Genomic DNA, 23,072 nt, shown 5'->3' with positions numbered 1-23,072 from the left:
AAATAAAACACAAAACTGACTCGAAGCATCATTAGAGATGTTTGACGGGCAACAGTTACTCAATCAACTGTAATCTAATGCCTGATCTTTATAAGGGGAATAATCTATGGATTATATGGAGGCAAACGATATAGTATATAATGTTGATTTAGAACGAGCATTAGTACAAAAAGGAGTATCGGCAGAACATATAGCATATCTCAAGGCCAATAATCCAAAAGATTTCTTTGAGTATTACGAGTATTATGAGCACATATCGGAGAACGACAAAAATAAAGTATTGGTAGAAACAAAAAAAATTATAGGTATTTCCAGGGCTAATGTATGTGCTTCATTTTACGATAATGCGACCGGAAGATATGAATCAGAATTAAATGTATATAGGATGGCTACAGCAATAGAGCATATAAGAGACGATGCCCTTGGACAGCTTTATGCTTGGTACGAAAATTTATATGATCCTGTCGCTCTCATATATTTTAGCGATGAAGATGTGTACAAGGTAGGACGTGACGGAAATCACCGATCGTTATATGCAAATGTTATAGGAGCCCCGTTTATAAAGGCAGATGTTGCTTATTATAGTCGAAATGATGAAAAATACAAGACTTTTCTTCATTTCAAAGAAGTATGCTGTAAATATAAGTTGGAGTCAGTTGAACCAAGTATTTATGGAGATCCAGAATTTACCTTCAGTTATAACAACGAGGAATATGTTGTAACTGGATACGTTAATCCCAAAATAAACGGTCAATATAGCATAGAGCAAATTGATACCTTAGCGTCTCAATTAAAAGTGGATTGGAGATTCATAAAAAAAGACCGACTAATTAGCTTTTTGAAAAAGCACTCTCGAGTGTCGAATATGGTCTTAAAAGCCCTTTGCAAAGATTCAAAACAGGCTTATAGACTATATCAACATATTTGGCACAGAAATATAGGTAAAAGTAACCAATGATTATTAGTGCATACACCGCAAGGAGATAAGGGCAATGTTTTTTATAAATAAAAAAAATGAAGATATGAAAAGGCATTTGCAAAGTATCATTGCTATTGCTCAAAACATTATTGATAAATCGGAAATGTCCGGCGATTTTTTGCATCCAATTTATAGATATATTAATGCAATAGGTTCTTCGGTTCTACAGAGGCTTTTAATGCAATTATTTACTGGTCAAGAAGTCGACCATGTAGATGTTTTGTTTTATGATTTGTGTCATTATATAAAAAATGAAAATTATATTAGTGATTATGAGACTATCGAAAACAATGAAAAAATATCAATAAGTCTGAAAGATAACCTGGTCATTCCTGTTGCTTGGAATATGAGCAGATTCGAAACTACTATTACAGGAATAGGTACTGATTGTGGAAACCAATTTGAATTTCAAAAATTGAATCACATGTCAAAGTTATTCTTGCCCATCGGGGTTACCATTGTCCATAATGGAAATCATTCAATTTTGAGTGGTATTATAAAAAGAGAAGGTATAATCCATCCAACAGAGATGGTTAATTTAGCCTCGCTATATGAAAAGATTAAGTTTGATGGAATGTATTATCGGGATGTAGACAGTAACCAAGTTATTCAAGAGGTCAAGAATTTTGAATTAGGCGCTATATATGAGATAGGAAGATTGTTAAGAAAAAATGATATAAAATTTCTTGAGGAGAGAGACTATTAAAATCTGGTGTTCCGTTTATAGCCGCCGATTTTATGCAATAAATTGTTGGTATGAAATTGTATCGAATAAAGCCTTCAAGAGGTCAACACTCTTTTGAAGGTTTTATTGCTTACAATTACTAAGGTTGTAAAGCAAAATACGGTTCTTAATCCTGCAAAAAAGCCTGCAACAGGCTGTGATTTCTGAAAGATACCCCGCCGCCAGGGGGATACTAGAGTCAAACGGCATCTTTTTTGTATCCTCAAGGCACGTTGAGAGCATCGTTCGCCTCGAAAGAAAACGCACCCCCTAGATATAGCGTGAGCAAAGATTGATAGCCACTATATGTAGTATTTTTGGCCGAAATTCCTATGTTTCTGTATACTACTGAAAGGGGTGTGGGGAAACATATATTTTTCAGCTTAGATGTTTTATGGATTTTGCCGGGGTTGAAAAAACATTAAAGCAGTATGTTACCTATAACCCAAAATGGAGATTGTACGATGTATATAGTGATAAAGACTCGGGTGGGAATGTGTTTCGTCCTGATCTCCAGAAACTGACTTTTGATTGCTATGAAAATCGGATTGATATCGTTTTGGTGAAAACCATCTAGGAAAGGAAAGTGCATCTATAAAAAATTGAACAGATGCAAAAAATTATAATGAAAAAATTAAATGATTATTTATACTCAGGCGATACCGTTCTTAAGATATTACAGAGATATGCTGAGGATTTGAAACAGTCGGCGAAAGAAACTCATAATCAGATTGATCTTTTGCACTGTAATTTTCTGCTTCAAATTGCGGAACTTTTGCAGCACAACGAATTCCTGACTTCGCAGTCTCAGCGGATTCGGGAATTCTATAAACTTATGGCAAATGAATATCCTTTTCTTGCATTTACTTTTAAGGGCCGAATTAAATCTCTGATACGCGCGGAAGCAAAATTTAATGGATACATCGTAGAATATATTTACGAGTATTATATTGAACACGGCAATTACCCATCTCTTCCTGAACTGAAAAACTATTTAAACTGTTTTCGGGACCTGATTGCATACAGAATCGTGATTTCTCTTCCCAAATGTCATCTAAAAGAAGGTGAGATTTGCGCTGATGAAGAAAATAAATATCTATATGATGTTGCTAACAAGTTGCTTGGTTTCCTTGAAGAACGCGGATTTACCGCAGAATTGGCTTCATTTACGGGTCAGAAAAAATCGTCCTTGTTAAGAGATAGCGTAAGCCCATACTATAGAGATTATGTTGCAAATCCAGAGTATAGTGGCTATCGTTCGCTACATATAACATTTTATGATAACATTGCCCGTTGTTATGTGGAAGTACAACTTCGTACAAAAGAAATGGACGATTTTGCTGAAATTGGTCATGCCAATCATTTAGGTTACGAAAAGCGACAGGAAAGGGAAAGAGCTAAACGAGATGCAATTCCAAAAGGAGAAAATATTTATTTTGATGATGCTTATGAAAGAGGTATCATGTTGCAGCAGCTTGAATTATCAAAATTAGATGTAAATATGTTTTCAGCAGTGAATAATTCCCTTATTAACGATGGTTGTGGCCTCTACCGTGGAAGACTAATTCTTCCGTACGAGCATCTTTCAAGATTCCAAAATGACCTTATTGATTAATTAATTGCTGAGCAATTTAGACTACTTATCATCAGAGCGAGAAGTTCATAAGGCGAAGGTGATACTATGGAAAATGAACAACCAAAATCTAAAGTAATAGTAATCCCTCCTGCCCGACTTCCAGAAACTAATTTTTGACTGCTATGAAAATCGGATTGATATCGTTTTAGTGAAAACCATCAGCCGTTTTGCCAGAAATACAGTAGATTTGCTTGAAACTGTAAGCCGACTCAAAGGAATAGGTGTCGAAGTTATATTTCATCAGCAAAACCTGAGAACCAGCGAAACGGACAAAGATATCCTTATCTCGGCACTCAGCGCAATAGCCCACATAGAGACGGTAGTTCTTCTCGAAAGAAAACACACCACAATATAGGGCGTAAATCCAGTGATAGAGCCACTATATATTGTGGTTTTGGTCAAAAAATCATGTGTTTCCTCGTACTGCAATGTAAGTGTGGGGAAACATTATTTTTACAGTTTTCTATCAGAATCTAAGAACCGCCGTTACTTTGAACCTTCGGAGTATGGTTACACAAAATTACAAAAGCGTAGAGAGAAGGTGTGTGACTAAAAATGGAAGACAGAGTACTATTCACTTTAAATCATATTTTACAAAAGAAGAAGAGAAAGATAACCTTGGAGAGCCGTTTGCGGGAAGACTTGTTTGTGGATTCGGTAGATATGTCGATGATTATTGGGGACCTGGAGGATGAATTCGAGATAACCATTACTGATGACGAGTTTGCAGATGTGGTTACCGTCAATGATATTGTAGAAAAACTGAAAGCTAGAGGTTTATCCGATTACCAATCATAACCTGTCGTTCCCATGAAGAGAACCGAAGAATTCATAAAAAGGTATAATGGACAAGATATGGTTCATGAAATTTTTAAAATAAGTAATCCCAGCTAGAAAGCAATACCTTATACTGGATACTTCTTTGAAGAAGTTGAGATTGTCTTGTTTATAACATATGTTAGGTTCCCATAATTCTAAATTTGCTCCAGTATATTCCTGCTTATAAACTTCCAAAAATTTAATTAATGCCTGAGAAATAGTAATTCTCCCGTTACTCAAGTAACTGTGGCTGCATGTCACGGATTACTTACTACCTTGGGTATACTAAGAATATTTATGAGGATAAAAGAGGACAGGTTTTTGAGATAAAGTGGTCTTCGATATCGTGCTCGGTGCTAAGAGACATAATTTTTGGAATATGTACCCATGAACGCAGCACGTCGAGACCGTGACAAGTTTGAAAACACTTACATTTTGAGATCCGCCTGTACCAATGGTTTCGAGGCTGGGATTATTTTCAAATTAGCTGAAAATGTCAAGAACGTGTTAAGACTGCGTTTGCGGAAACATCTTGAATGTAAATATAGCGTTTTTGCAGGAAAGATATGCTAATAAATGTGTCGCAGTATCAAAGGGAGCCTTGAGACTGTGACTATTTAGAAAACAGTAATCGCCAGATTGTCCCATTTTTATGGATGGTCTGGCTTTTTATTAAAGTTGCGGACGAAATCGAGCTTTGTATAAAAAAGTATACAATTTAAAATATCGTTTATAGGAAGACCACAATTTTCATAAGTTAAGCAAATGTAGTGGTGCGTACTTCTGATATCTTATGGAATCCTTGATACGAAAGGGTTTCATTTTTTAAAATGTCAAACTCAAGTTAAATGGTTGACAAAATCAATTGCGGTCTATATTATTATAGATAAATAAAGTCTTTAATATCTCGAAAGGGGGTTTTTCATTTGAAATATACAAAGGCCACAAACTATGCTCTGCATATGATTGTATACATGATTGAACATGCTCAAAGTGGAAATTTGAGCTTACACACACTTGCAGACCACTTCAATGTATCAGCGACCTATCTTTCAAAGATTTTAACGCAGTTGGTAAAAGCTGATTTAATTGAGTCAACTTCAGGTGCGAACGGTGGTTACGCTTTACGCAAAAAGATGGAGGACATTTCCTATATGGATGTCATCAAGGCAACCGAAGGAACCGGATCATTATTTGAATGTAAATTCCAAGAGGGAAGTAAATGTTTGATTCAAAATGTAATGGCAGAAGCAGAGAATTTGATGGAGACTTATCTGCGGGATAAAAAACTTTATGAAGTAGCCAAAATACAAATAGGTAAAGGAAAATCCTTTTAACGTAATTTAGTCACATTCTACAGTATCTTTTATATTCAAATTATAGATATAAAATATCTTTAATATCTAATTGGAGGACAAAATGAACAATATTAAAGAACTTGAAATAAAGCCGATTAGAAAATTGCTTGTTCTATACTCCGTTCCAACAGTACTCAGTTTACTGGTCAATTCGCTTTACATCGTTGTTGACCGAATTTTTATAGGAAATATACCGAAGGTTGGCGCGTTAGCCCTGACGGGAGTCGGCCTTACAATGCCGATTACCACGGTGGTAGTGGCCCTGTCTGCCCTTATATCAATGGGCGCCAGCTCTAATATCTCCATAAAATTAGGCGAAGGGAAAAATGAAGACGCCGAAAATACCGCCGGAAATGCAATAACGTTATCCGTCGTCTTAGGGATTACAATCACCATTCTATATATGATATTTCAAAATCAAATATTAGGCTGGCTTGGGATACAAGGACAGACATTGTTTTATGCCAAGGAATTCATTACTATCCTTATACTTGGTACAGTATTTAATATGCTGGGCTTTGCATTACCTTTTATCGTTCGCTCCGACGGAAATCCAAAATATTCTGCCGCGATTACAATTACCGGATGTGTACTGAATATAGGGTTGGATGCGATCTTTATATTGGTACTCCATATGGGGATAAGGGGAGCTGCGATAGCTACGGTTCTTGCACAGTTTGTTACGGTAGTGCTTGGACTTTCCTATTTCGTAAAAGGAAAGCCTACCTTAGGGCTCACAAAGATTAATTTTAGATTAAGCCCAGCAATGGTAAAGGCCATATTTTTAATCGGAATTGTTCCCTTTTCTAATCAATTGTCCATCAGCATCGCGCAAATCGTTAGCAATTATTCTTTGAACTTATATGGAGGAGAACTGGCAATTGGCGCGATGACTGTAATCAACTCCATTGCGGCGTTATTTCTAATGCCTGTTTATGGAATAGCACAGGGTTTTCAGCCAATTATCGGCTTTAATTATGCGAAAAAGCGGTATGACAGGGCAATGAAAACACTTGTGCTGGCTGTCGTATGCGGCGCTGCCATTTTGGCCGCAGGCACATTGATTATGCAGGTATTTCCGAAATTTGTAGTTGGCCTTTTTACTCATGATTCTGAGCTTGTGAACATTACTGTTAACGGCATAAAGAAATATTCGGTTCTTCTTCCGCTCGCTTCCATCCCAACATTCGGTTCAGGCTTTATGATGCTGACGGGAAAACCTAAAACAGCGGTATTTCTAAGCATATCAAGGCAGTTTGTGATATTGTCATTAACGATATTTCTTCTACCTAGGGTGATCGGACAGGATGGACTTTGGTTCGCACAGCCTATAACAGACCTTTTGGCCAGTGTCATCACAATTATGCTGTTTATAAAAGGGTACGGCCATATTTTGCACAACAAACTGTGTCACAAGTAGACTTGCAGTTTATTCATGGCTACTACTTTTCTATTCTTTATTCCCAAATGCAATTAAATTAATATAAACCATATTCGAATTCACCTTGAAATAATCAAGGCGGTGCAAGAAGCCGGGGGGGGGCCGATTCTTTTAAGACTGGGCGCTTCGGATAGCAGTTGTTTGCACGCTTGCTACTTTCCTATCTATCATTGGGGTATTTTCGGCAGCAACCTACTATTTAGATGAAGACATCATATGTATGAAATGGATGATATTTATTGAATTAGTACGAGGGAAGGTTCTTTGCATTGATCTGCTGTGTTCCGACCACAATCGATAACAATTCACCACGCCGGATGTGTCTTGCAAGAATATGCTGTCTTGATAAAGCCTAGCCAGCGGTTAAGTACTGAGTCTTGCGTGGTACGGGAAATACGCACTCGGGTTTTCCGTGGGGGTGGGGTCATCGGACGGTGGCACTTCTACCCGGAGATCGATGGGACTTGTCCGATTTTGGTAAGTATGTGTACAACGTGAAATAGCAATTTATGTGAATTTATATTATAGGAATGTTTATTAGAAAATACAAACTGGTAATATTTGCACATTATGATGTCTCGTAATATAATTTTGTTAAGATAATTACTAAGAAGGGAGAGGATCAACAATGCCGTTTATCAAACTTGAAGCTGGGAAAATGGACAAAGAGACAAAAGAAAAACTGATTAGTGGGTTAACAAAAGTTGCAAGTGAAAACCTTGGCATTCCTGAGCAAGCGTTTACGGTATTAATAAAAGAAAACGAGATGGATAACTGGGGTGTTGGAGGTAAAGTACTTACCAAAGTATTGGCAGAAAGGGCAAATAAACAATAGCGATTATCCTGTGCAGAGACGGAATTGCCCTCCTTCGTTGATCAGCGTTGGAGGGCGTTTCTTAATATTGGTTGCTTTGCTGGTTATTTCATTCACTTCACCGTCGAGGATAAATCACCCCGCCCACTTGTCCTTTGTCAAGTTCAAGAAGCCGTCTCGTGTAAAGGTTAGTCAGAGGTCATAGTGGCGGGGATTGCGTGGTGAGTAACCGGATGGTGGCACTTCTGACCGGAGGGCGTTGGGGACATTAACAGGCAATCCCGCAGGATAGATGTCCTTACCTATCGGATGACCGAACTGGAAAGCTGGAGTTGTCGCAGAAGAACGGCTGGAAACCGGATACAGCCAAGCTGAAGCAAAACTGAGAGCCTTTAGTCCTTCTTTTGTTAACGTCCCGGTATCCGTGATTGGTCAGGAAGGTTTTGCTTCTGCCTTAGCGTCCATGCAAAGGGAGTTATCTCAGTGGGAAATATCAGCCAACCAAGTCTTTAACCAGGTGCAAACGACGACAACAGCCTGGGAAGTGAGCACAGAAACAACCTTAACAAAGGCACAAGGAGACTTATCGTCCTGGGTAACGAATTCATCCCGGAAATTCAGAGAATACAGCTCAACCATGGTCAGTGAATTGAAAACGGGATATTCCTCTGTCAGCTCATTAACCAACGATTGGACTCTTGAGACAGAACAGCGCCTTTCCTCCATGGTCGCAAGTGCGGGTTCCGCTATTACTACGTTTACGAACAATCTGCATAACAGCCTTAACCAAGTCTTTCAAGCGACTGGACAAATGGCGGTTTCTTGGGCAAACAGTATGGGTCAAACGATTACCTCGGCAGTCAGCCAAGTATCTTCGGAAATGCAGTCTCTGGCGGCTATGACAGGACAAGCCATCCCTAATATGGCGAGTACAGCTTGGCAAAGCGTCACTGGGGCTTATTCCAGTGTAGCCAATTGGGCAGAGACGAATAAATCCTGGCTCGTACCTCTTGGAGCTGCGGCTGGAGGCGTTGGATTTACCTTAGCTACAGGCGGGACAGACTTATTGGCTGGTGGAATTGCTGCAGCAGGTTCAGCTTTGGCAGGTATTGGGGCCGCCATTCCGGCGATGGCCTCTGGGGGGATTGTTATAGCGCCACAATTGGCCATGATCGGGGAAGCTGGACCGGAGGCGGTCATTCCGTTAGAAAAATTGGGGAGCTTAATGAGTTCCGGTCATTCAGGAAGTGCCGAAGGGAATGGCCTAAACAGTGGAACCCAACCGATTCAAGTGACCTTAACCCTGGATGGCCGGACGTTGGCAAGGACACTCTATTCCTACACTGTGAACGAAAACGACCGGATTGGCAAAATGATCGGCTATAATTCCAGCTATAATTTGCCGAAGTAGGTGATTCTATGGCAACTTTAATCGTTAATGGTACGGACTTACCTGAACCGCAAAAAATTACCAACAATCTCTATATGATTGGGGATTCTAAAAGAAACGCAGCGGGAACCATGAATATGCAGTATATCGCCAACAAACGGAAATACGATGTTCAGTGGGGGACGATGACGGCAGCACAATTATCCAGTCTCATTTCCCTCATCAAATCAAGTACTCCGCAATTCACCCTGACGGTTCTTGATCCAGGCTTACCCGGTGGCAGTTACACCGGGAATTTTTATGCCGGAGACTTGTCGTATGATGATGTGAAAATTGATACTTATGGTACTGTAACCTTCAATACCATTAAGTGCCAGCTGATAGAATGTTAGGTGGTAAAGCTTATGCTAGGTGTATCTCAGAAATTTCTCAACAGCATCAGTACATTTCCCCGCACGATCACGGCCACAGTGCAGTTTGCATGGTTGATCCGGCGGCCCAGGGAAACTGCACACCGTCTGCGAATTCTATCGGACCGGTTGGCGGAGTGGCCCAGGTTACGGATGGTTATAATCAGACCCGAAACTATATGAGCGAGGAACAAAATTATTTACTCTTGGATGGCAGTTTTTTCACGCCACCTAAGCCCACGGACAATGTCACCAGTGATGAAATAGGTTGGTGGAGTGCGGCGATTTCTGATGCGAACGGGAATTTTGCTCCTCCCTATCCTACATTAACGCTGAATCAATCCGCGCCCTTTACGAGTTTAGGATTAACTTTTGTCTTTTCGTCACTGACGGGGGATTACTGCACTTCACTTCAGATCGTTAGTACAGATAGTAACAACACCCAAACGACGTACAATGTCAGCCTAAATTCAGCGTCTTATGTCTGGGAACAACAGCTGACCAATATTGTTAAAGTTGTCGTAACTTTTTATAGCACGAATAAACCAAGTCGTCGGGTTCACTTGTCGGAAGTCCTGTTTGGTGAGTTATTCACTTGGACAGGGCAGAATATCTTCGAGCTTAGTATCCTGGAGGAACTTGATCCACTCGGAAACAGCGCTCCTCCCAAAGAAGCCCATGCCAGCATCGCCAACAACCTGAACTACTTTAATTTATACGAAGGTTTTCTCCAGAAGAAACAGCAGTTCATCCCATCACTCACCTTGCTTTATGGGGATGGAACCTCGGAAACCGTGCCGATGGGTACGTTTTATCTCTATAATTGGAGAAATGATAGTAATTATTTATCATCCACGCTGTATGCCCGCGATTTACTTGATCTTATGGATGGGACGACCTATTACAAGTACACTTATTCCGGCAGCCCGATAACACTGTATAACCTGGCGGTGTCAGTCATTCAGGATTTCCAGTCCCAAGCCGGATTAACGGTTAATTACACTATCGATTCAGCCTTACAAACTATTAGCACCAACGGAGTTCTCCCGTCCATGACTCACCATAATGCTTTGATGTATATTGCCCAGGCGGGAATGTCTGTCATGTATATAGACAGGTATAATACTCTGCACATTAAGCAGTCGGTGAGTATGCAGCCTTTAAACCCGATGCCCTATACTGCAGAACTCACTCTCAATATGCAAGAGACCTACCCCAAGATTGGAATTCAAGACCCATATAATTATTTCACCCTGAACATTTATACGAGTAGTGTTGCTGGAAGTGCCAGTACCATCTATTCCAGTACCATACCGGTGAATGGGCAAACGAGCCTTTGGGTAACGTACACGACACCGGCCAGCGCTTCCACATGCTCGGCAACTGTATCCGGCGGGACGCTGGTTTCTGCTAATTATTATACGAATGCAGCCTTCTTAACAGTGAGTGGTTCTGGAAACGCGACCATAACCATCACAGGAGAGATCATTACCAGCACCTCTGTCCAATCTGTGTTAAACACTGCCGGAACTCAGCCTGTGAATACAGTGGATTTGGACAATCCGTTGGTGACGGATGCGGCGATGGCGGCCAACATCCTGAACTGGTATGCTGCGGAATGTCAGAACACTTACCTCTATGAAGTAGAGGGTTGGGGAGATCCCTCCATGGAATGCGGAGACTGTCTGTTTTGGGACAGTCAGTATTCTAACGGAGTGAAACAAGCAAAACTTATTCGGCAGGAATTTCGTTTCTCTGGGACTCTCTCAGCAACAATGAATGGGAAAGGAAGTGGATGATCTGGCCTGGCAACAACCAATTACCACTTGGACGACCCAAAATTACTTCAACACTACCGATTTTAACCGCATTGAAGGAGATACAGCCGAACTTGCCGTACTCTTACAAACGTGTGGCTTTAATGTATCCTTAACAACAATCACCAATCGAAGTGATGGGAGTTACCTGGACTTTTACGATTCTCTCAACAGAATTGAAGGCAATATTTTAGCCCTATATAACTGTTATGCCGTAGCCCCTACGGGATGGGTTGACCCGAAAACAACCTGGAGTTATGACCAGAGTTTTTCTTACCAGGATACCAATCGGATGGAAGGGAATGAACTAGCACTTTATAACATGATCAACGGCATCCTTCAGGAATACCAGGTTTGCGGGCAAAGCCTAAATATTTGCGGTTTGGTCTGGAATAACTGAGAAAGCGGTGATTAATTTGGGTTATAAAAAAGATTTATCCGCTCAAATATTTGGTAAGTGGACAGTTGTAAGATTTAGCCATAATGACAAATATGGCCTCTCGTATTGGGAATGCTTATGTGAATGTGGTAGAACATCAGTCATCCCGAGGAAATACCTCACGACAGGTAAGTCAAGATCATGTGGAAAATGTTCGAAAAATGTCTTTTATGATCATCCAGATGGGCATATGGTTGGGATAACAAGAAAGGGACAAAAGTTTATTTTGATAAAGAAGATTATGATTTGGTAAAAGGCTATACCTGGTATATGGATAGAAAGGGATATGTTAGAACTGAAAGAAATTATGAAGCTCTAAAACTCCATAGATTAATAGCAAGAAATCCTCAACACAAGGTTATTGACCATATAAACCATTATCCGGCTGATAACCGGAAAGAGAATTTGAGAATTGTTACTCAAAGGGAAAATGCTGCTAACCAGCAAATACAGAAAAGGAGAAAAACGAGTAGATACAAGGGTGTATTTTATCGTGAAAGTACTAGGAAATGGATAGCCAGTATAAAAGTAAACCAAAAGCATAAGCACATTGGATGTTTCAATTCAGAGGAAGAAGCTGCAAGAGCCTATAATGAAAAGGCTCTTTTTTATTTCGGGGAATATGCGTATTTGAACAAAGTACAGGAGGCGGTTAAATTTGTACAGCCCAAGCTTGTGGCAAGATAGGATTTCCCAGAATCCCGGCCAGTTTTCAGCAACCGGTAGTGTACCAGGAAATGTGACACTAACCCTGTACGATAACCCAACTCAAGCCGGTACTCCGGTGACGGCGGCCCGAATGAATAATATGGAAGAAGGTATTTATTTAAGCACTCAATTGTATAGTGATGCCATCCAGGGGACAACTCAAACGCCTTCCTTCACCAATGGTCAAATTACCCAAATTTTTCACAAGGCAGGGAGTACCACTGTAAGGACGGATACTTTTAGTTATACCTCCGGTCAAATCACCGAAACGAGAACCTTAAATACGAGTGAAACCGTGACCTTGACGTATTACTTTAATGCTGATGGAAGTTTAAACGGAACGGTGGTCGTTTAAGGGATGGATGCTGTTGTTTATAATGCAATTCTCAATAGAGCCAAAGTAAGACATGCTCAAGTGTTTACTTCAAACGGGACATGGACATGCCCAAGTGGCGTGAATCAAGTATTTATTACAGCTTGTGGAGGTGGAGGCGGTGGTGGTTGCGCCTACAGTTATTCTAACCTTCCTGGTTCAGCGGGAGGCACCACATCATTTGATGTACTCCTGTCTTTAGTCGGTGGTTCTGGCGGGAATAGTGGCGGGCAAAGCGTTGGAGCAGGGGCCGGAGCAGGGAACGGCCAAAATGGTGAGACGGGATTTCACAACTCAGGCACTGGGTATTCACCAGAGTTTGGTGGTTCAGGTGGAGCAAGTTTAGGCCCACAGACTTCGAGAGCAGGTCAAGTAGGGGCATATCCTACAGCAGGAAATAACGGGAAACTTGGCGCAGGAGGTTCTGGTGCTTCCGGTCAGAGTGGAGGGTCAACAGGAAGTGCTTGTGGAGGAGGCGGTGCAGATTGGGTAAAAGACCACCCTATCAATGTAACTTCGGGCACGGTCTACAATATCACCATTGGTGCAGGAGGATCAGGAGGTACAGGCGGTTCTGCAAATGGTGGTAGCGGTGGAGCTGGATATATGAAAATTGTTTGGTACGCATAGGAGGATTCAGCAATGAAGTTAGCACAAATTTATAAAGGTAGAGCATGGTGGGTCTTTGATGCTGATGCAGTACCGATGTTTGCACCTGACATAGTCATAAAAGATATCACAAACCTATCACCGCAACCGCAGGAAGGTTGGGATTATGATTCATCCACAGATACTTTTAGCCCACCAAACCCAATTCAAACGCTAGCTCAAGCACAAGAGGCTAAGAGGGATGAACTCAATTTGGCATTTACTCAAGGATTTCTTAAAGGATTTGTCTCAGCGGCGAATGGATCACAAATCAAGTATGGTTGCTCTCCTGATCCTGTCAATGGCCTCCCGAGTGACCAACAGAATATGAGTGATGAGCTCAACAGTGTGAATGCAGGAATTGCCGTCTACCCGATTCAGTGGGCTGCTTTGGATGGAAGTTCGGTTTCCTTTACGACAGCGGATCAGTTTAAACAGTTGTGCCAGGATTTCTATAGCTATAAATGGGCACAAATCACGAACCTGCGGACAAGGATCGCCGCAGTTCAGGCAGCCACGACCATAGAAGCAGTGAGTGCTATAACGTGGTAAGTGAACTAAAGTCAGCAGATTTAATCCTGGTGCGCGGGACAGGTTTAATCAGCAAGGCCATTGAGGATGTGGAACAGAGTCCGTATTCGCACACCGCAGGTTATGTTGGAGAGAGTCAACTTATAGAGGCCAATGGATTCCAAACGATTGGATTCATTGGCCTTTCCGCTTATATAGGAACTTCAGATGTTTACATTTGTGATAGCCTAACCAATCAACAACGTCAAGCTATTCTCAAGGCTGCCATGAATAAAGTCGGCGGTCACTATGATTACGTCCTGCTTGCCTGGGAATTTTTCCGCTATGAGATCCATAGGATCTTACCTTATAGGGAAGGAAAGAATGTGCGGATTTGTTCAACACTCTGGTCAGATGCCTATAGGGAGGCGGGAATTGATCTTTGTCCAGGAATTAAGTTCCCGAGCCCAGGGGATTTGGCCAATTCAAAGTTACTCCGGAAAGTTGGAAGCCTTTAGAATGATATTGTTGGATTAACGCCTTCAACCGGGCGTTTATTTTTATATCTCTGAAAGGGGTTGATTCTATGTCTGAGCAAGAAGTAGCCGATCTCAAGACCCGAGTCGCAGTCCTAGAAACGAAGAATGAAGCTGCAGAAGTAAGACTTAATTCCCTGGAGATTGATGTAGGAAAAAAGTTCGACCGCCTTGAGGCTAAGTTGGATCAAGTTTTGCAGGCTGCCCGAGGACGACCAACGTGGATTGTGGCTCTGGCGATTTCAGGACTCATGACGATTGTTACAGGACTAATTGTTTATTTGGTGACCCGTTAAAAAATCACCGAAGAAGGCTTGTCTGCATATTCTAAATTAAACGATGATCCTTGGTACAGTCGAGGATATAACTTTTGATCGATTGTACTGAGAAGCTTAAATAAGGATCCTAAGATGGTCCATCTGAGCTCTTCAAACTTCTCAGGAAAGTTGGTTCGTAAATTTCAAAGAGGAGGAGTCTTGATTGGATCTATCGACGACGATACCCATAGTTGTTGCTGCAGAGGCGATTAGTGCCCTGATTTTTGGCTATTTAGGTTATGCGAGAGGGGTTAAGAAGGAATCCACCCTGGATGGTCAAGAAAAAGGAAGCATCAAATCAGACATTAAATATATCATGAGAAGGACTGACGATTTGTTAATGGAGCAGAAGGAGACCAACAAGAACTTTCATACTCTGTCTGAACGCCTTGCACGGGTTGAGGAAGGAACTAAGTTAGCTCACAAGCGTATTGACTATCTTGAAAAAGGGGAACGACGAGATGTTAGAAGCCCATGTGATTAAGCGGACGCTCACGGAAATTGTCATTGATCCTTCCCACGCAGAGAGGAAAGAATCGGCAGAATTTCGGCGAAGTAAGGAACGATTGAAAGCCGATGGCCATTATAAATGTTGGATATGTGGAACCACAGAAAATCTGCAGGTCCACCATTTTGGAGCTGAGTGGAGCTTAGAAAACGTGACAGATTTTGAAAAGCTCAAGGTGTTTTGTGAAGAATGGGATCCCTATGGTTATGGGCGGCTTCTTAGGAACCTGCCCATAACAACCGTCGATGATGTTCGAAATATGTTGGTACTCTGTCAGGAACACCATACGGGTGGTTCTAAAGATGGTGCTGCCAACGGAATTCATGAAATAACCTTCCCAGTATGGCTGATTCAGAAACTGGCCAAGCAAGGAGAAGATCCTGTTCCGCAAGACGGTGAGTCTGTGGAGAACGTGGTAAAGAAAATCACGGATTTATAAACGTTGGATTAAGAAGAAAATCAACAGATAAGGCACGAGATAACTCAACGTTAAGTCTCCCGGATTACGGGTGGCTTTTTTTGCGTAAGGAAAATGATGTATTCGAAATAAGGACAATGGTACTTAGCAATAGGAGGGCTAATGAGCTACACAATTGAACAAAACCTTATCCCAGGACTGCCTAAAGAGCCATATGTCGGCGGCGTTGGAAACTATGTTGGAGTTATTGCACACTCAACAGCCAATAATGGAGATTCTGTAGATGGAGAACGTAACTATGAGTTAACCACTTGGCAAAACGCTTTCGCCCATTTTTTTGTAGATGACCAAAAAATCGAACAAGTCGCAGATACCAATTATATCTGTTATGGTGCAGGACATACTGCCAACCATTTGGGTTATGTCCAAGTAGAGTTATGCCAAACGACAGATCCGACCAAATTCAATAAGGCTTACGCCATGTACACCTGGTTGCTAGCAAAGCTCCTATATAATAGGAAGCTTTCTGTTGTTGATGGGATAACTTTGATGTCTCATGCTCAAGTTTCCGCCAAGTGGCATGAGAGTAATCATACTGACCCGATCGAATATCTAGCTAGCCACGGGAAAACATGGGCCAATGTGGTTGCTGATGTTACGGCCCAATATAACTTGATGGGGGAGGAAGATAGTGTGCTAAACGTTGCAGTTTTATTATTCACCAAGGATGATTACTGGGCCGGGGCTGATGTTGCTGCTAAAAATGGTAACTGTGCCTTATTTATAAGATCAGCTAATCAGTCTGTTCCGGCTGAGGCTAAGAGTGCCAAACAGTTAATAGTTGTTGGTGGGCCAAGCGCCGGGCATCCGAACGAAGTACTGTTATCTGGTAAAGACAAATATGCGACCGCTGCTGCGGTTGCTAAGTATTTGGGACAATAAAATAAGGGGGAATTTTAGTGTTAAACTTTATCCAATCATTAATGGCCGCAAAAGTCTTAGTCACATTAGAGACAGTTCTTGGCTTTATACTGGCAGATTTCATTTTTGGAGTGTTGCTTTCACTTAGAAACAGTAATTTTAGTTTCAGTAAACTGCCTCAATTCGTTGAAACTAGCTTGGTTCCTTATATTGGCGGTCTTCTGGTGTTAGCTGTCTTTTCCAATGTGAACGCTGAACTTGGGACGTTATTTTTTACTATTGCCGCCACAATTAGTGTGAAGTTCTTGGCTGATATTGTGACCAAAGCAGGGCAACTGTTTAATGGGTTGCAAATTCAAAGCCCGGTGACAGTGACTAAAACGGATAGCAAACCGGAAACGGTTCCTGTAGAGCCAGCTACTAATACTTCGACGGAGGTTGCATAATAAATTAAGAGCTTATTCAATATTATTTAATAAGTAAATCCTGCCTGATTTGTTGAAGCTATATCAAGATTATTTCCAGTGCTTTATTTAACTATCTAGGATAAAAATGTTTACAAGGAAACCCTAGTGTGATAAATTTATAACATAAAGTTATGAATTTATCACACCGAGAAAGGGTGAAAATACAAATGAAAACTAGTTTGCGTAAAAGGGTCATCGTCAAAACAATAATTCCTACTCTAATAATACTCATCAGCGGATTTATTGTCATGCGAGGAAAACCTGATATCTTGGCTAAAACAGTAAGTATCATTGACATAGTAATTTTTTTATCTTCGTTTATCTATACCCGTCGTAAGAAATTTGAACTTAATGATGAAATGACAAGGTCTAATCAACTAAAAGCGGCCAATGTCACTTATGTTATCATATTAAGTGCGGTGGGGCTGGTCATGTCATATGGTTTATACTATAGAACCTCAGTTACAATTTCAATGATAGAATTAGTCCTTATTTTTGTTGGTATGTATATCTTGAATTCAATCCTATTTTTATTTTTCGATATACGAGGAAACTAAACATGCCAAAGTTAAGAACAAGAATTAAAGAATATAGAGCAAGGTATAATATGAAACAAGAAGAACTTGCTCAGTTAATAGGAGTTCGACGGGAAACGATTGTTCATTTGGAAAATGGTAAATATAATCCTTCATTAAAAATGGCTATGGATATAGCCAAGGTATTCGAGACTTCGGTTGAAGAATTATTTCAATTTGTTGATATAGATATCAACTAATTTTGTTACTTGCCCAATGTGAGAGCTATCATGTCCTACACCCTTTCAAACCACCGTGCGTAGAATATTTTTAGCCAGTGAGAATAGCATTGAGATTCTGCACCAAAATGAACCACCGGACAAAACTCTTAATAAATCCATTCTATAACCAATCAACCCTCATCAATTTTGTCGATGAGGGTTGGTGTAATTTTATGAAGGAGATATTGATAGTAAAACTGAGAACGGATATAATAAGAACACAAGTTCGGTAAAAAACCAAATATATGTACTAAGAGGCGATAAAAATGAGAAATGCCTGTGCTGAGTGTAATAGGAAATCCTATTGCATGAAACCCTGTGAAGAGTGGTTAATTGCCCATGATCAATGCCCAGTGTGTCGGAACAAACTCATACATATTGGGGGATGTACTGAGTGTATAACGGGTGATTGGGCGAAGTGTGGTTAACATGAAAGTCGTTATGGCTCCGATCGAAATGATTGCATGGTTTGATATCCCCGGCACACCGCGTCCGATTCGCTTTCGACATGATGGCAATGTTGTGAAGGTTGAAATGATTAAAAGAATATCTGAAGAGAAGATTGCCGGAAACCGAATGAGGATTTATGATTGTCAGAGTGAGATTCATGGGCTAATGAGACAATTTCAATTGAAGTATGAGCTAAATACCTGCAAGTGGTTTTTGTATAAGATTTAGAACCTAAAGTTTACATGCAGGATTTGGAAGTATGCCTAATCCGCAATAATGCGTAGAAGTAACTTAGCGAATCAAATATGAGATAAATGATTCTAAAGAGGAATATTACTCATTTTGTAGAATTAATTTAAAAATATTAAATAGAAGGGGATATGAATGAGCAATTACCTTTTTTTGCCGGTTAGTGTATTGAAGACATTTGCTGAAATTGCGGTGCTTTTTACTATAATCTTTACGATTTATTTGATTTTTAAAGACTTTGAATTAGATATTAAAGAATGGTGGTTCTGCGCATTTAAAAGTATAGTTTATATACTCCTAGCGGTTTATATTTTTAAATATTATATAAAATTAGATAGAATACCAGTAATAGATTTTTTTACATTTATTCTGGCCACATTTGAAGGCAGTCATAATTTTGTTAATTCGATTGGTTCATTAATTGCTGGTTTAATAAAGTTTAATATATTTGATTTATTCTAGATTCAATGTGTATATAATAATTGGCTAACAAGAATAAAAAGTAAAGGTACCCTATGGGTTGTCTTTACTTTTAAACCAAATTATGTTTGGTGATAACACGATATTAGGTGTAGTGCTGAAACATGTAGAAGAGCATAAGAAATATCGCATTAATAAGAATTCACAAGAAAAATTATCTATCAAGTTAATTATGCTCGCGATTTCTCTAAAAAGCAAGAAATTAGCTTGTCTTGTAAAAATCTCAAATCCGCATAAATAGCGTTTTGTGAATATGATCCACAACAGACCGATTATGCGTAACAATAGTTTTTTGCTAAAGACCATCTAACGAAACTGTTTCAAATTCAACTTGCAATCCACCCTATACAAGAGCTATCATGTCCTACAACCACTGGTTGTAGGATATTTTTTTACCATCAATATGTTCCCACAAGCCTTGCAAGTGAAGGGAGTTGAGCAGCATAAAAAAGATACGTACTATTGAGAAAACTCCTGTTTTCCATGAACAATATAAGAAACTTAGAGTTTGTGCTTACGTCAGGGTATCTACGAACCAAGTCGAACAGCAGGAAAGTTTTTCAGCCCAAGTCCAGCATTACACTTCTTATATAAATAGCAATCCAGCATGGATCCTTGCAGGCGTCTATAGCGATAATGCCCTATCCGGCAAGGACGCAGCAAAACGACCAGAGTTTATGAGGATGGTTCAAGATGCTGATAATAAGAAGTTTGACCTTATTATTACTAAGTCCATAAGCCGTTTCGCTAGGAATACTCAAGATTGTTTGGAAACCGTCCGTAAACTTAAGCTTCTTGGAATAGCAGTCCAATTTGAGAAAGAACAAATAAATACTTTAACCTCCGAAAGCGAACTTTTACTTTCCATCCTAAGCTCAGTCGCCGAAGAAGAACTTGCCTCAATTTCTCAAAACATGCATTGGAGTAATCAACGGCGTTTTAAGAAAGGTAAGTTTTCAGTAACGACGAAACGATTCTTGGGTTATGATAAGGACCAAAATGGAAATCTAATAATCAACGAAGAACAAGCAGCCATAGTGAGAAGAATATTCAAAGACTATCTTTCTGGCCTGGGGGCTTTTAGAATTGCAAAAGGTCTTGAAGTTGATGAAGTCATAAATATCTCTGGAAAGATTAAATGGGCCGAATCAAGCATCCGAGATATCCTGAAGAACGAGAAGTATGTCGGGGATGCACGACTTCAAAAAACTATTACAACAGCCCTATATAATAGGAAAAAAAATTACGGCGAAGTCCCAATGTACTATGTGAAGGATAGCCATCCCGCTATTATTAGCCGTGAGGATTTTGAGAAAGTCCAGGAATTAATGACGGAGAGGGCTAAATCGAAAGGCAATATTCAGGGTAACCGAAAGAGATACACAAATCGATATGCTTTAACAGGAACCATTATCTGTGGTAACTGTGAAAATACGTTTAAAAGACATATAGACAATTGCGGGACGGTGGCTGAGTCGGTTTGCTGGATTTGTCGCACCTATATAATAGGGAGAAAAAATTGTTGTGGGGTAGGGAGAATTAAGGAAGAGACAATTAAAGGTTTGTTTGTGAAAGTGTATAACCGCCTTTATAATGATCGGGCCAAGCTGCTGGAGGATTATAAGTCAAGATTGGAGAAGGAAAAGTTAACTGAGTTAGATAATGAGCGCATCGCGAAGTTGGATGAGGAAATTGAGAAACTCGTCAGACAAGAACGAGCGCTTTTTTTGATTGAGGAAAAGGGTTATGCTGACCATAATTTGGTGAAAGCTGAACATGAGGAACTGGTTAAAAAGTTGACCCAGCTTCAGACAGAACGATCTGATTGGATGGCTGAAATCAATGAGCGAGACACACGATTGGCTAGAACATTGGAACTCGAAGCCGTACTTGAGGCACAGGATGGCAATCTCATAGAATTCAGCGATGACTTGTACCGAAATATAGTCGAAAAAATAGTAGTCAAGGAACGAACCAAATTAATATTTCACTTAAAAAATGGCCCTGCTTTCGAGGAAACTTACACCTTGAAGCGAGGCCATGATATTTTCTAAGGGGGTTTTTATAATGGCAACAGTAACAGTGATTCCGGCAAAACCAATGCAAGAGTTAAAAGGTTTAGAGGCTACCGCAAAGCTTAGAGTTTGTGCTTACGCAAGGGTTTCCACAGATAATGAAGAGCAACTATCAAGTTATCAGGCGCAGGTCGAACATTATACATCATATATTCAGAACAATCCAGCCTGGGAATTTTGTGGAATCTTTGCGGACGAAGGTATAAGCGGAACGAACACTAAAAAACGGGTTGAGTTCAACCGCATGATTGATGAGTGTATGGCAAGTAAGATTGATATGGTTATTACAAAATCGATTAGCAGATTTGCTAGGAATACGCTCGATACTTTGAAATATGTACGTCAACTGAAGGAGAAGGGGGTGGCTATTTATTTTGAAAAAGAAAATGTGAACACGCTCGATAGTAAGGGAGAGTTCTTGATTACTTTGCTCGGAAGCCTGGCCCAAGAAGAGAGTTCCAATTTGTCTCAGATAACTAAGATGGGTATAAGTTACAGATTTCAAGAAGGTAAGGTCTTGGTCAACCATAATAAATTCCTTGGTTATACCAAGGATGAACAGGGCCAGTTGATTATTGTGCCGGAAGAAGCTGAGGTAGTTCGCCTGATTTATCGGGAGTTTCTTGATGGAAAAAGTCCCTATAAAATAGCAAGCGATTTACAAAGAGATGGGATTATCACAGGGTCAGGAGGTTCGAAGTGGTATGACAGCACGGTTATTGGAATACTGAAAAATGTGAAGTATATGGGGGATGCTTTGTTGCAGAAAACATATACGGTTGATTTTTTGACTAAGAAAAGAGTGAAAAATACTGGGCATGCAGCTCAGTATTATGTTGAGGATAGTCACGAGGCTATTGTTTCTAAAGAAGAGTTCGCAGCGGTGCAGGCTGAGTTTGAGAGGCGGGCAAATATGCGGGGATATTCCAAGACTGGGAAAAGTTCTTTTACTAGTGAATACGCTTTTTCGGGGAAGCTGTTCTGCCAAAATTGTGGTTCGAAGTTTAGACGACAAGCTTGGGGGAGTGGCAAAAACAGAAAGTACGTGTGGCGATGTATTAACCGGGAAATTAATGGAGTGGAATCATGCGGCATGAAATCAATTAGAGAGAAGGATTTAGAGAAAGCTTTCGTACGGGTAATGAACAAACTCATTAGCGGTAAGGAAGCTTTTTTGATTGAGGAAACTGGTAATTGTGTAGGTGGGACTGAGGACGTTGATACCAAATTGGAAGAACTCCAGCAAGAGTTGATGAGTGTGGTAAGAAGTTTGGGGGCCAATAATGATGAATATTCAAGAGTGGTAAACGAAATTGAAATTTTGCGGGGACGTAGGGGTGAGGTAAAAACTGCTGAGAATGAAAAGGCTTGGAGAGATAGTAAGTTGGATGAGTTCAAAGCGTATCTGGCAGCGCAGTGTACGCTGCTGGGTAAGTTTGATGGTGATTTGTTTAGGAGGTTGATTGAGAAGGTTAAGGTGTTGTCGATGGTCGAGGTAGTATTTGTGTTTAAGCTTGGGTTGGAGGTGAGGAAGGTCTTGTTAATGTGACATGTGATAAATTATCATTTCCAACGTCAAGGTCATGGACTGTACTTATAGGTATTTTTTGTGGAACAAAAAGTAAGGTGTGTTCTAACTGCCTTACTTGCCGGTAATGTTCGCTCGCCATAGGGGGATCGAGAAGCTACTTGCTATTAAATAGAAAACTTTCTATTTACATGGTAAAATGAATTAAAAAAACAGGTAACCATCCCAGTTGTGTTTAGATTTAGTTTACATTAGTGGTAT

27 protein-coding genes are annotated in these 23,072 nt (G+C 40.3%); all 27 read left to right on the top strand.

Features of this window, described 5'->3' with window-relative positions; genetic code table 11:
* Positions 1–106: 106 nt before the first annotated feature.
* The 27 genes from B5Y67_RS05995 to B5Y67_RS05850 all read left to right on the top strand — a co-directional run bounded on the left by B5Y67_RS05995 (position 107) and on the right by B5Y67_RS05850 (position 22,832).
* The gene (locus B5Y67_RS05995; RefSeq protein WP_088225620.1) at positions 107–958 is read left to right on the top strand and encodes a hypothetical protein; all 852 of its coding nucleotides are present in this window, start codon (positions 107–109) and stop codon (positions 956–958) included.
* Between the two features lie 34 nt (positions 959–992).
* Entirely contained in the window at positions 993–1,685 is a 693-nt protein-coding gene (locus B5Y67_RS05990) for a DUF6710 family protein (RefSeq protein ID WP_088188033.1), read from the top strand.
* 643 nt (positions 1,686–2,328) lie between these two features.
* Positions 2,329–3,318 carry a guanosine polyphosphate pyrophosphohydrolase gene (locus B5Y67_RS05980; RefSeq protein ID WP_088225665.1) on the top strand — a complete coding sequence of 330 codons (990 nt, stop codon included), beginning with the start codon at positions 2,329–2,331 and terminating at the stop codon, positions 3,316–3,318.
* Positions 3,319–3,894: 576 nt separating this feature from the next.
* Entirely contained in the window at positions 3,895–4,137 is a 243-nt protein-coding gene (locus B5Y67_RS05970) for an acyl carrier protein (protein WP_088225617.1), read from the top strand.
* A gap of 947 nt (positions 4,138–5,084) precedes the next feature.
* Positions 5,085–5,495, top strand: coding sequence for an Rrf2 family transcriptional regulator (locus B5Y67_RS05965; RefSeq protein ID WP_088225616.1), 411 nt, complete (start codon positions 5,085–5,087; stop codon positions 5,493–5,495).
* 82 nt (positions 5,496–5,577) lie between these two features.
* Positions 5,578–6,936: an MATE family efflux transporter gene (locus tag B5Y67_RS05960; RefSeq protein ID WP_088225615.1), complete on the top strand. Its 1,359-nt coding sequence runs from the start codon at positions 5,578–5,580 to the stop codon at positions 6,934–6,936.
* Positions 6,937–7,585: 649 nt separating this feature from the next.
* A complete protein-coding gene (gene dmpI, locus B5Y67_RS05955; protein WP_088225614.1) occupies positions 7,586–7,792 on the top strand; it encodes a 4-oxalocrotonate tautomerase DmpI in 207 nt (68 codons plus the stop codon).
* A 403-nt stretch (positions 7,793–8,195) separates the two neighbouring features.
* Positions 8,196–9,182: a hypothetical protein gene (locus B5Y67_RS05950; protein ID WP_088225613.1), complete on the top strand. Its 987-nt coding sequence runs from the start codon at positions 8,196–8,198 to the stop codon at positions 9,180–9,182.
* An 8-nt stretch (positions 9,183–9,190) separates the two neighbouring features.
* Complete coding sequence (locus B5Y67_RS05945) at positions 9,191–9,553, top strand: DUF6711 family protein (RefSeq protein ID WP_088225612.1); 363 nt, start codon at positions 9,191–9,193, stop codon at positions 9,551–9,553.
* Positions 9,547–11,370, top strand: a complete 1,824-nt coding sequence (locus B5Y67_RS05940) for a hypothetical protein (RefSeq protein WP_088225611.1) — start codon at positions 9,547–9,549, stop codon at positions 11,368–11,370. Before B5Y67_RS05945 ends, B5Y67_RS05940 begins: the two co-directional genes overlap by 7 nt.
* A complete protein-coding gene (locus B5Y67_RS05935; protein ID WP_170932605.1) occupies positions 11,363–11,788 on the top strand; it encodes a hypothetical protein in 426 nt (141 codons plus the stop codon). The genes B5Y67_RS05940 and B5Y67_RS05935 overlap by 8 nt, the downstream gene beginning before the upstream one ends.
* A gap of 285 nt (positions 11,789–12,073) precedes the next feature.
* Positions 12,074–12,514, top strand: coding sequence for an HNH endonuclease (locus B5Y67_RS05925; RefSeq protein ID WP_088225608.1), 441 nt, complete (start codon positions 12,074–12,076; stop codon positions 12,512–12,514).
* A complete protein-coding gene (locus B5Y67_RS05920) occupies positions 12,486–12,890 on the top strand; it encodes a hypothetical protein (protein WP_140419056.1) in 405 nt (134 codons plus the stop codon). The genes B5Y67_RS05925 and B5Y67_RS05920 overlap by 29 nt, the downstream gene beginning before the upstream one ends.
* A 3-nt stretch (positions 12,891–12,893) precedes the next feature.
* The gene (locus B5Y67_RS05915; protein WP_088225606.1) at positions 12,894–13,538 is read left to right on the top strand and encodes a hypothetical protein; all 645 of its coding nucleotides are present in this window, start codon (positions 12,894–12,896) and stop codon (positions 13,536–13,538) included.
* A 12-nt stretch (positions 13,539–13,550) separates the two neighbouring features.
* Complete coding sequence (locus B5Y67_RS05910) at positions 13,551–14,108, top strand: hypothetical protein (protein ID WP_088225605.1); 558 nt, start codon at positions 13,551–13,553, stop codon at positions 14,106–14,108.
* Entirely contained in the window at positions 14,021–14,584 is a 564-nt protein-coding gene (locus B5Y67_RS05905; protein WP_088225604.1) for a hypothetical protein, read from the top strand. Before B5Y67_RS05910 ends, B5Y67_RS05905 begins: the two co-directional genes overlap by 88 nt.
* 68 nt (positions 14,585–14,652) lie before the next feature.
* Positions 14,653–14,898, top strand: a complete 246-nt coding sequence (locus B5Y67_RS05900; protein WP_088225603.1) for a hypothetical protein — start codon at positions 14,653–14,655, stop codon at positions 14,896–14,898.
* A gap of 184 nt (positions 14,899–15,082) precedes the next feature.
* Positions 15,083–15,403, top strand: coding sequence for a hypothetical protein (locus B5Y67_RS05895; RefSeq protein ID WP_088225602.1), 321 nt, complete (start codon positions 15,083–15,085; stop codon positions 15,401–15,403).
* Positions 15,381–15,866: a hypothetical protein gene (locus tag B5Y67_RS05890; RefSeq protein WP_088225601.1), complete on the top strand. Its 486-nt coding sequence runs from the start codon at positions 15,381–15,383 to the stop codon at positions 15,864–15,866. The genes B5Y67_RS05895 and B5Y67_RS05890 overlap by 23 nt, the downstream gene beginning before the upstream one ends.
* A gap of 141 nt (positions 15,867–16,007) precedes the next feature.
* Positions 16,008–16,787, top strand: coding sequence for a peptidoglycan recognition family protein (locus B5Y67_RS05885; protein ID WP_088225600.1), 780 nt, complete (start codon positions 16,008–16,010; stop codon positions 16,785–16,787).
* A gap of 17 nt (positions 16,788–16,804) precedes the next feature.
* Complete coding sequence (locus B5Y67_RS05880; protein ID WP_088225599.1) at positions 16,805–17,212, top strand: hypothetical protein; 408 nt, start codon at positions 16,805–16,807, stop codon at positions 17,210–17,212.
* 188 nt (positions 17,213–17,400) lie between these two features.
* On the top strand, positions 17,401–17,790 hold the full coding sequence (locus B5Y67_RS05875; RefSeq protein WP_088225598.1) for a hypothetical protein: 390 nt from the start codon (positions 17,401–17,403) through the stop codon (positions 17,788–17,790).
* A 2-nt stretch (positions 17,791–17,792) separates the two neighbouring features.
* A complete protein-coding gene (locus B5Y67_RS05870; protein WP_088225597.1) occupies positions 17,793–18,008 on the top strand; it encodes a helix-turn-helix transcriptional regulator in 216 nt (71 codons plus the stop codon).
* 450 nt (positions 18,009–18,458) lie between these two features.
* On the top strand, positions 18,459–18,707 hold the full coding sequence (locus B5Y67_RS05865) for a hypothetical protein (RefSeq protein ID WP_170932611.1): 249 nt from the start codon (positions 18,459–18,461) through the stop codon (positions 18,705–18,707).
* A gap of 156 nt (positions 18,708–18,863) precedes the next feature.
* Positions 18,864–19,190: a hypothetical protein gene (locus B5Y67_RS05860; protein ID WP_088225595.1), complete on the top strand. Its 327-nt coding sequence runs from the start codon at positions 18,864–18,866 to the stop codon at positions 19,188–19,190.
* A 452-nt stretch (positions 19,191–19,642) separates the two neighbouring features.
* Positions 19,643–21,262: a recombinase family protein gene (locus B5Y67_RS05855; protein ID WP_088225594.1), complete on the top strand. Its 1,620-nt coding sequence runs from the start codon at positions 19,643–19,645 to the stop codon at positions 21,260–21,262.
* A gap of 13 nt (positions 21,263–21,275) precedes the next feature.
* Positions 21,276–22,832 carry a recombinase family protein gene (locus tag B5Y67_RS05850; RefSeq protein ID WP_088225593.1) on the top strand — a complete coding sequence of 519 codons (1,557 nt, stop codon included), beginning with the start codon at positions 21,276–21,278 and terminating at the stop codon, positions 22,830–22,832.
* Positions 22,833–23,072 lie beyond the last annotated feature (240 nt).

Origin of the sequence: Desulfosporosinus sp. FKB, from assembly GCF_002196705.1 — a bacterium.
Taxonomy (GTDB): domain Bacteria; phylum Bacillota; class Desulfitobacteriia; order Desulfitobacteriales; family Desulfitobacteriaceae; genus Desulfosporosinus.
Note: the sequence above shows the minus strand (reverse complement) of the source record. Positions and strands in the feature narration are given on the sequence as shown.

Coding starts and splice junctions, on each gene's coding strand:
- B5Y67_RS05995 (WP_088225620.1), top strand. CDS start 107: ATGGATTATATGGAGGCAAACGATATAGTATATAATGTTGATTTAGAA.
- B5Y67_RS05990 (WP_088188033.1), top strand. CDS start 993: ATGTTTTTTATAAATAAAAAAAATGAAGATATGAAAAGGCATTTGCAA.
- B5Y67_RS05980 (WP_088225665.1), top strand. CDS start 2,329: ATGAAAAAATTAAATGATTATTTATACTCAGGCGATACCGTTCTTAAG.
- B5Y67_RS05970 (WP_088225617.1), top strand. CDS start 3,895: ATGGAAGACAGAGTACTATTCACTTTAAATCATATTTTACAAAAGAAG.
- B5Y67_RS05960 (WP_088225615.1), top strand. CDS start 5,578: ATGAACAATATTAAAGAACTTGAAATAAAGCCGATTAGAAAATTGCTT.
- dmpI (WP_088225614.1), top strand. CDS start 7,586: ATGCCGTTTATCAAACTTGAAGCTGGGAAAATGGACAAAGAGACAAAA.
- B5Y67_RS05945 (WP_088225612.1), top strand. CDS start 9,191: ATGGCAACTTTAATCGTTAATGGTACGGACTTACCTGAACCGCAAAAA.
- B5Y67_RS05940 (WP_088225611.1), top strand. CDS start 9,547: ATGTTAGGTGGTAAAGCTTATGCTAGGTGTATCTCAGAAATTTCTCAA.
- B5Y67_RS05915 (WP_088225606.1), top strand. CDS start 12,894: ATGGATGCTGTTGTTTATAATGCAATTCTCAATAGAGCCAAAGTAAGA.
- B5Y67_RS05910 (WP_088225605.1), top strand. CDS start 13,551: ATGAAGTTAGCACAAATTTATAAAGGTAGAGCATGGTGGGTCTTTGAT.
- B5Y67_RS05905 (WP_088225604.1), top strand. CDS start 14,021: ATGGGCACAAATCACGAACCTGCGGACAAGGATCGCCGCAGTTCAGGC.
- B5Y67_RS05900 (WP_088225603.1), top strand. CDS start 14,653: ATGTCTGAGCAAGAAGTAGCCGATCTCAAGACCCGAGTCGCAGTCCTA.
- B5Y67_RS05890 (WP_088225601.1), top strand. CDS start 15,381: ATGTTAGAAGCCCATGTGATTAAGCGGACGCTCACGGAAATTGTCATT.
- B5Y67_RS05885 (WP_088225600.1), top strand. CDS start 16,008: ATGAGCTACACAATTGAACAAAACCTTATCCCAGGACTGCCTAAAGAG.
- B5Y67_RS05875 (WP_088225598.1), top strand. CDS start 17,401: ATGAAAACTAGTTTGCGTAAAAGGGTCATCGTCAAAACAATAATTCCT.
- B5Y67_RS05870 (WP_088225597.1), top strand. CDS start 17,793: ATGCCAAAGTTAAGAACAAGAATTAAAGAATATAGAGCAAGGTATAAT.
- B5Y67_RS05865 (WP_170932611.1), top strand. CDS start 18,459: ATGAAAGTCGTTATGGCTCCGATCGAAATGATTGCATGGTTTGATATC.
- B5Y67_RS05860 (WP_088225595.1), top strand. CDS start 18,864: ATGAGCAATTACCTTTTTTTGCCGGTTAGTGTATTGAAGACATTTGCT.
- B5Y67_RS05850 (WP_088225593.1), top strand. CDS start 21,276: ATGGCAACAGTAACAGTGATTCCGGCAAAACCAATGCAAGAGTTAAAA.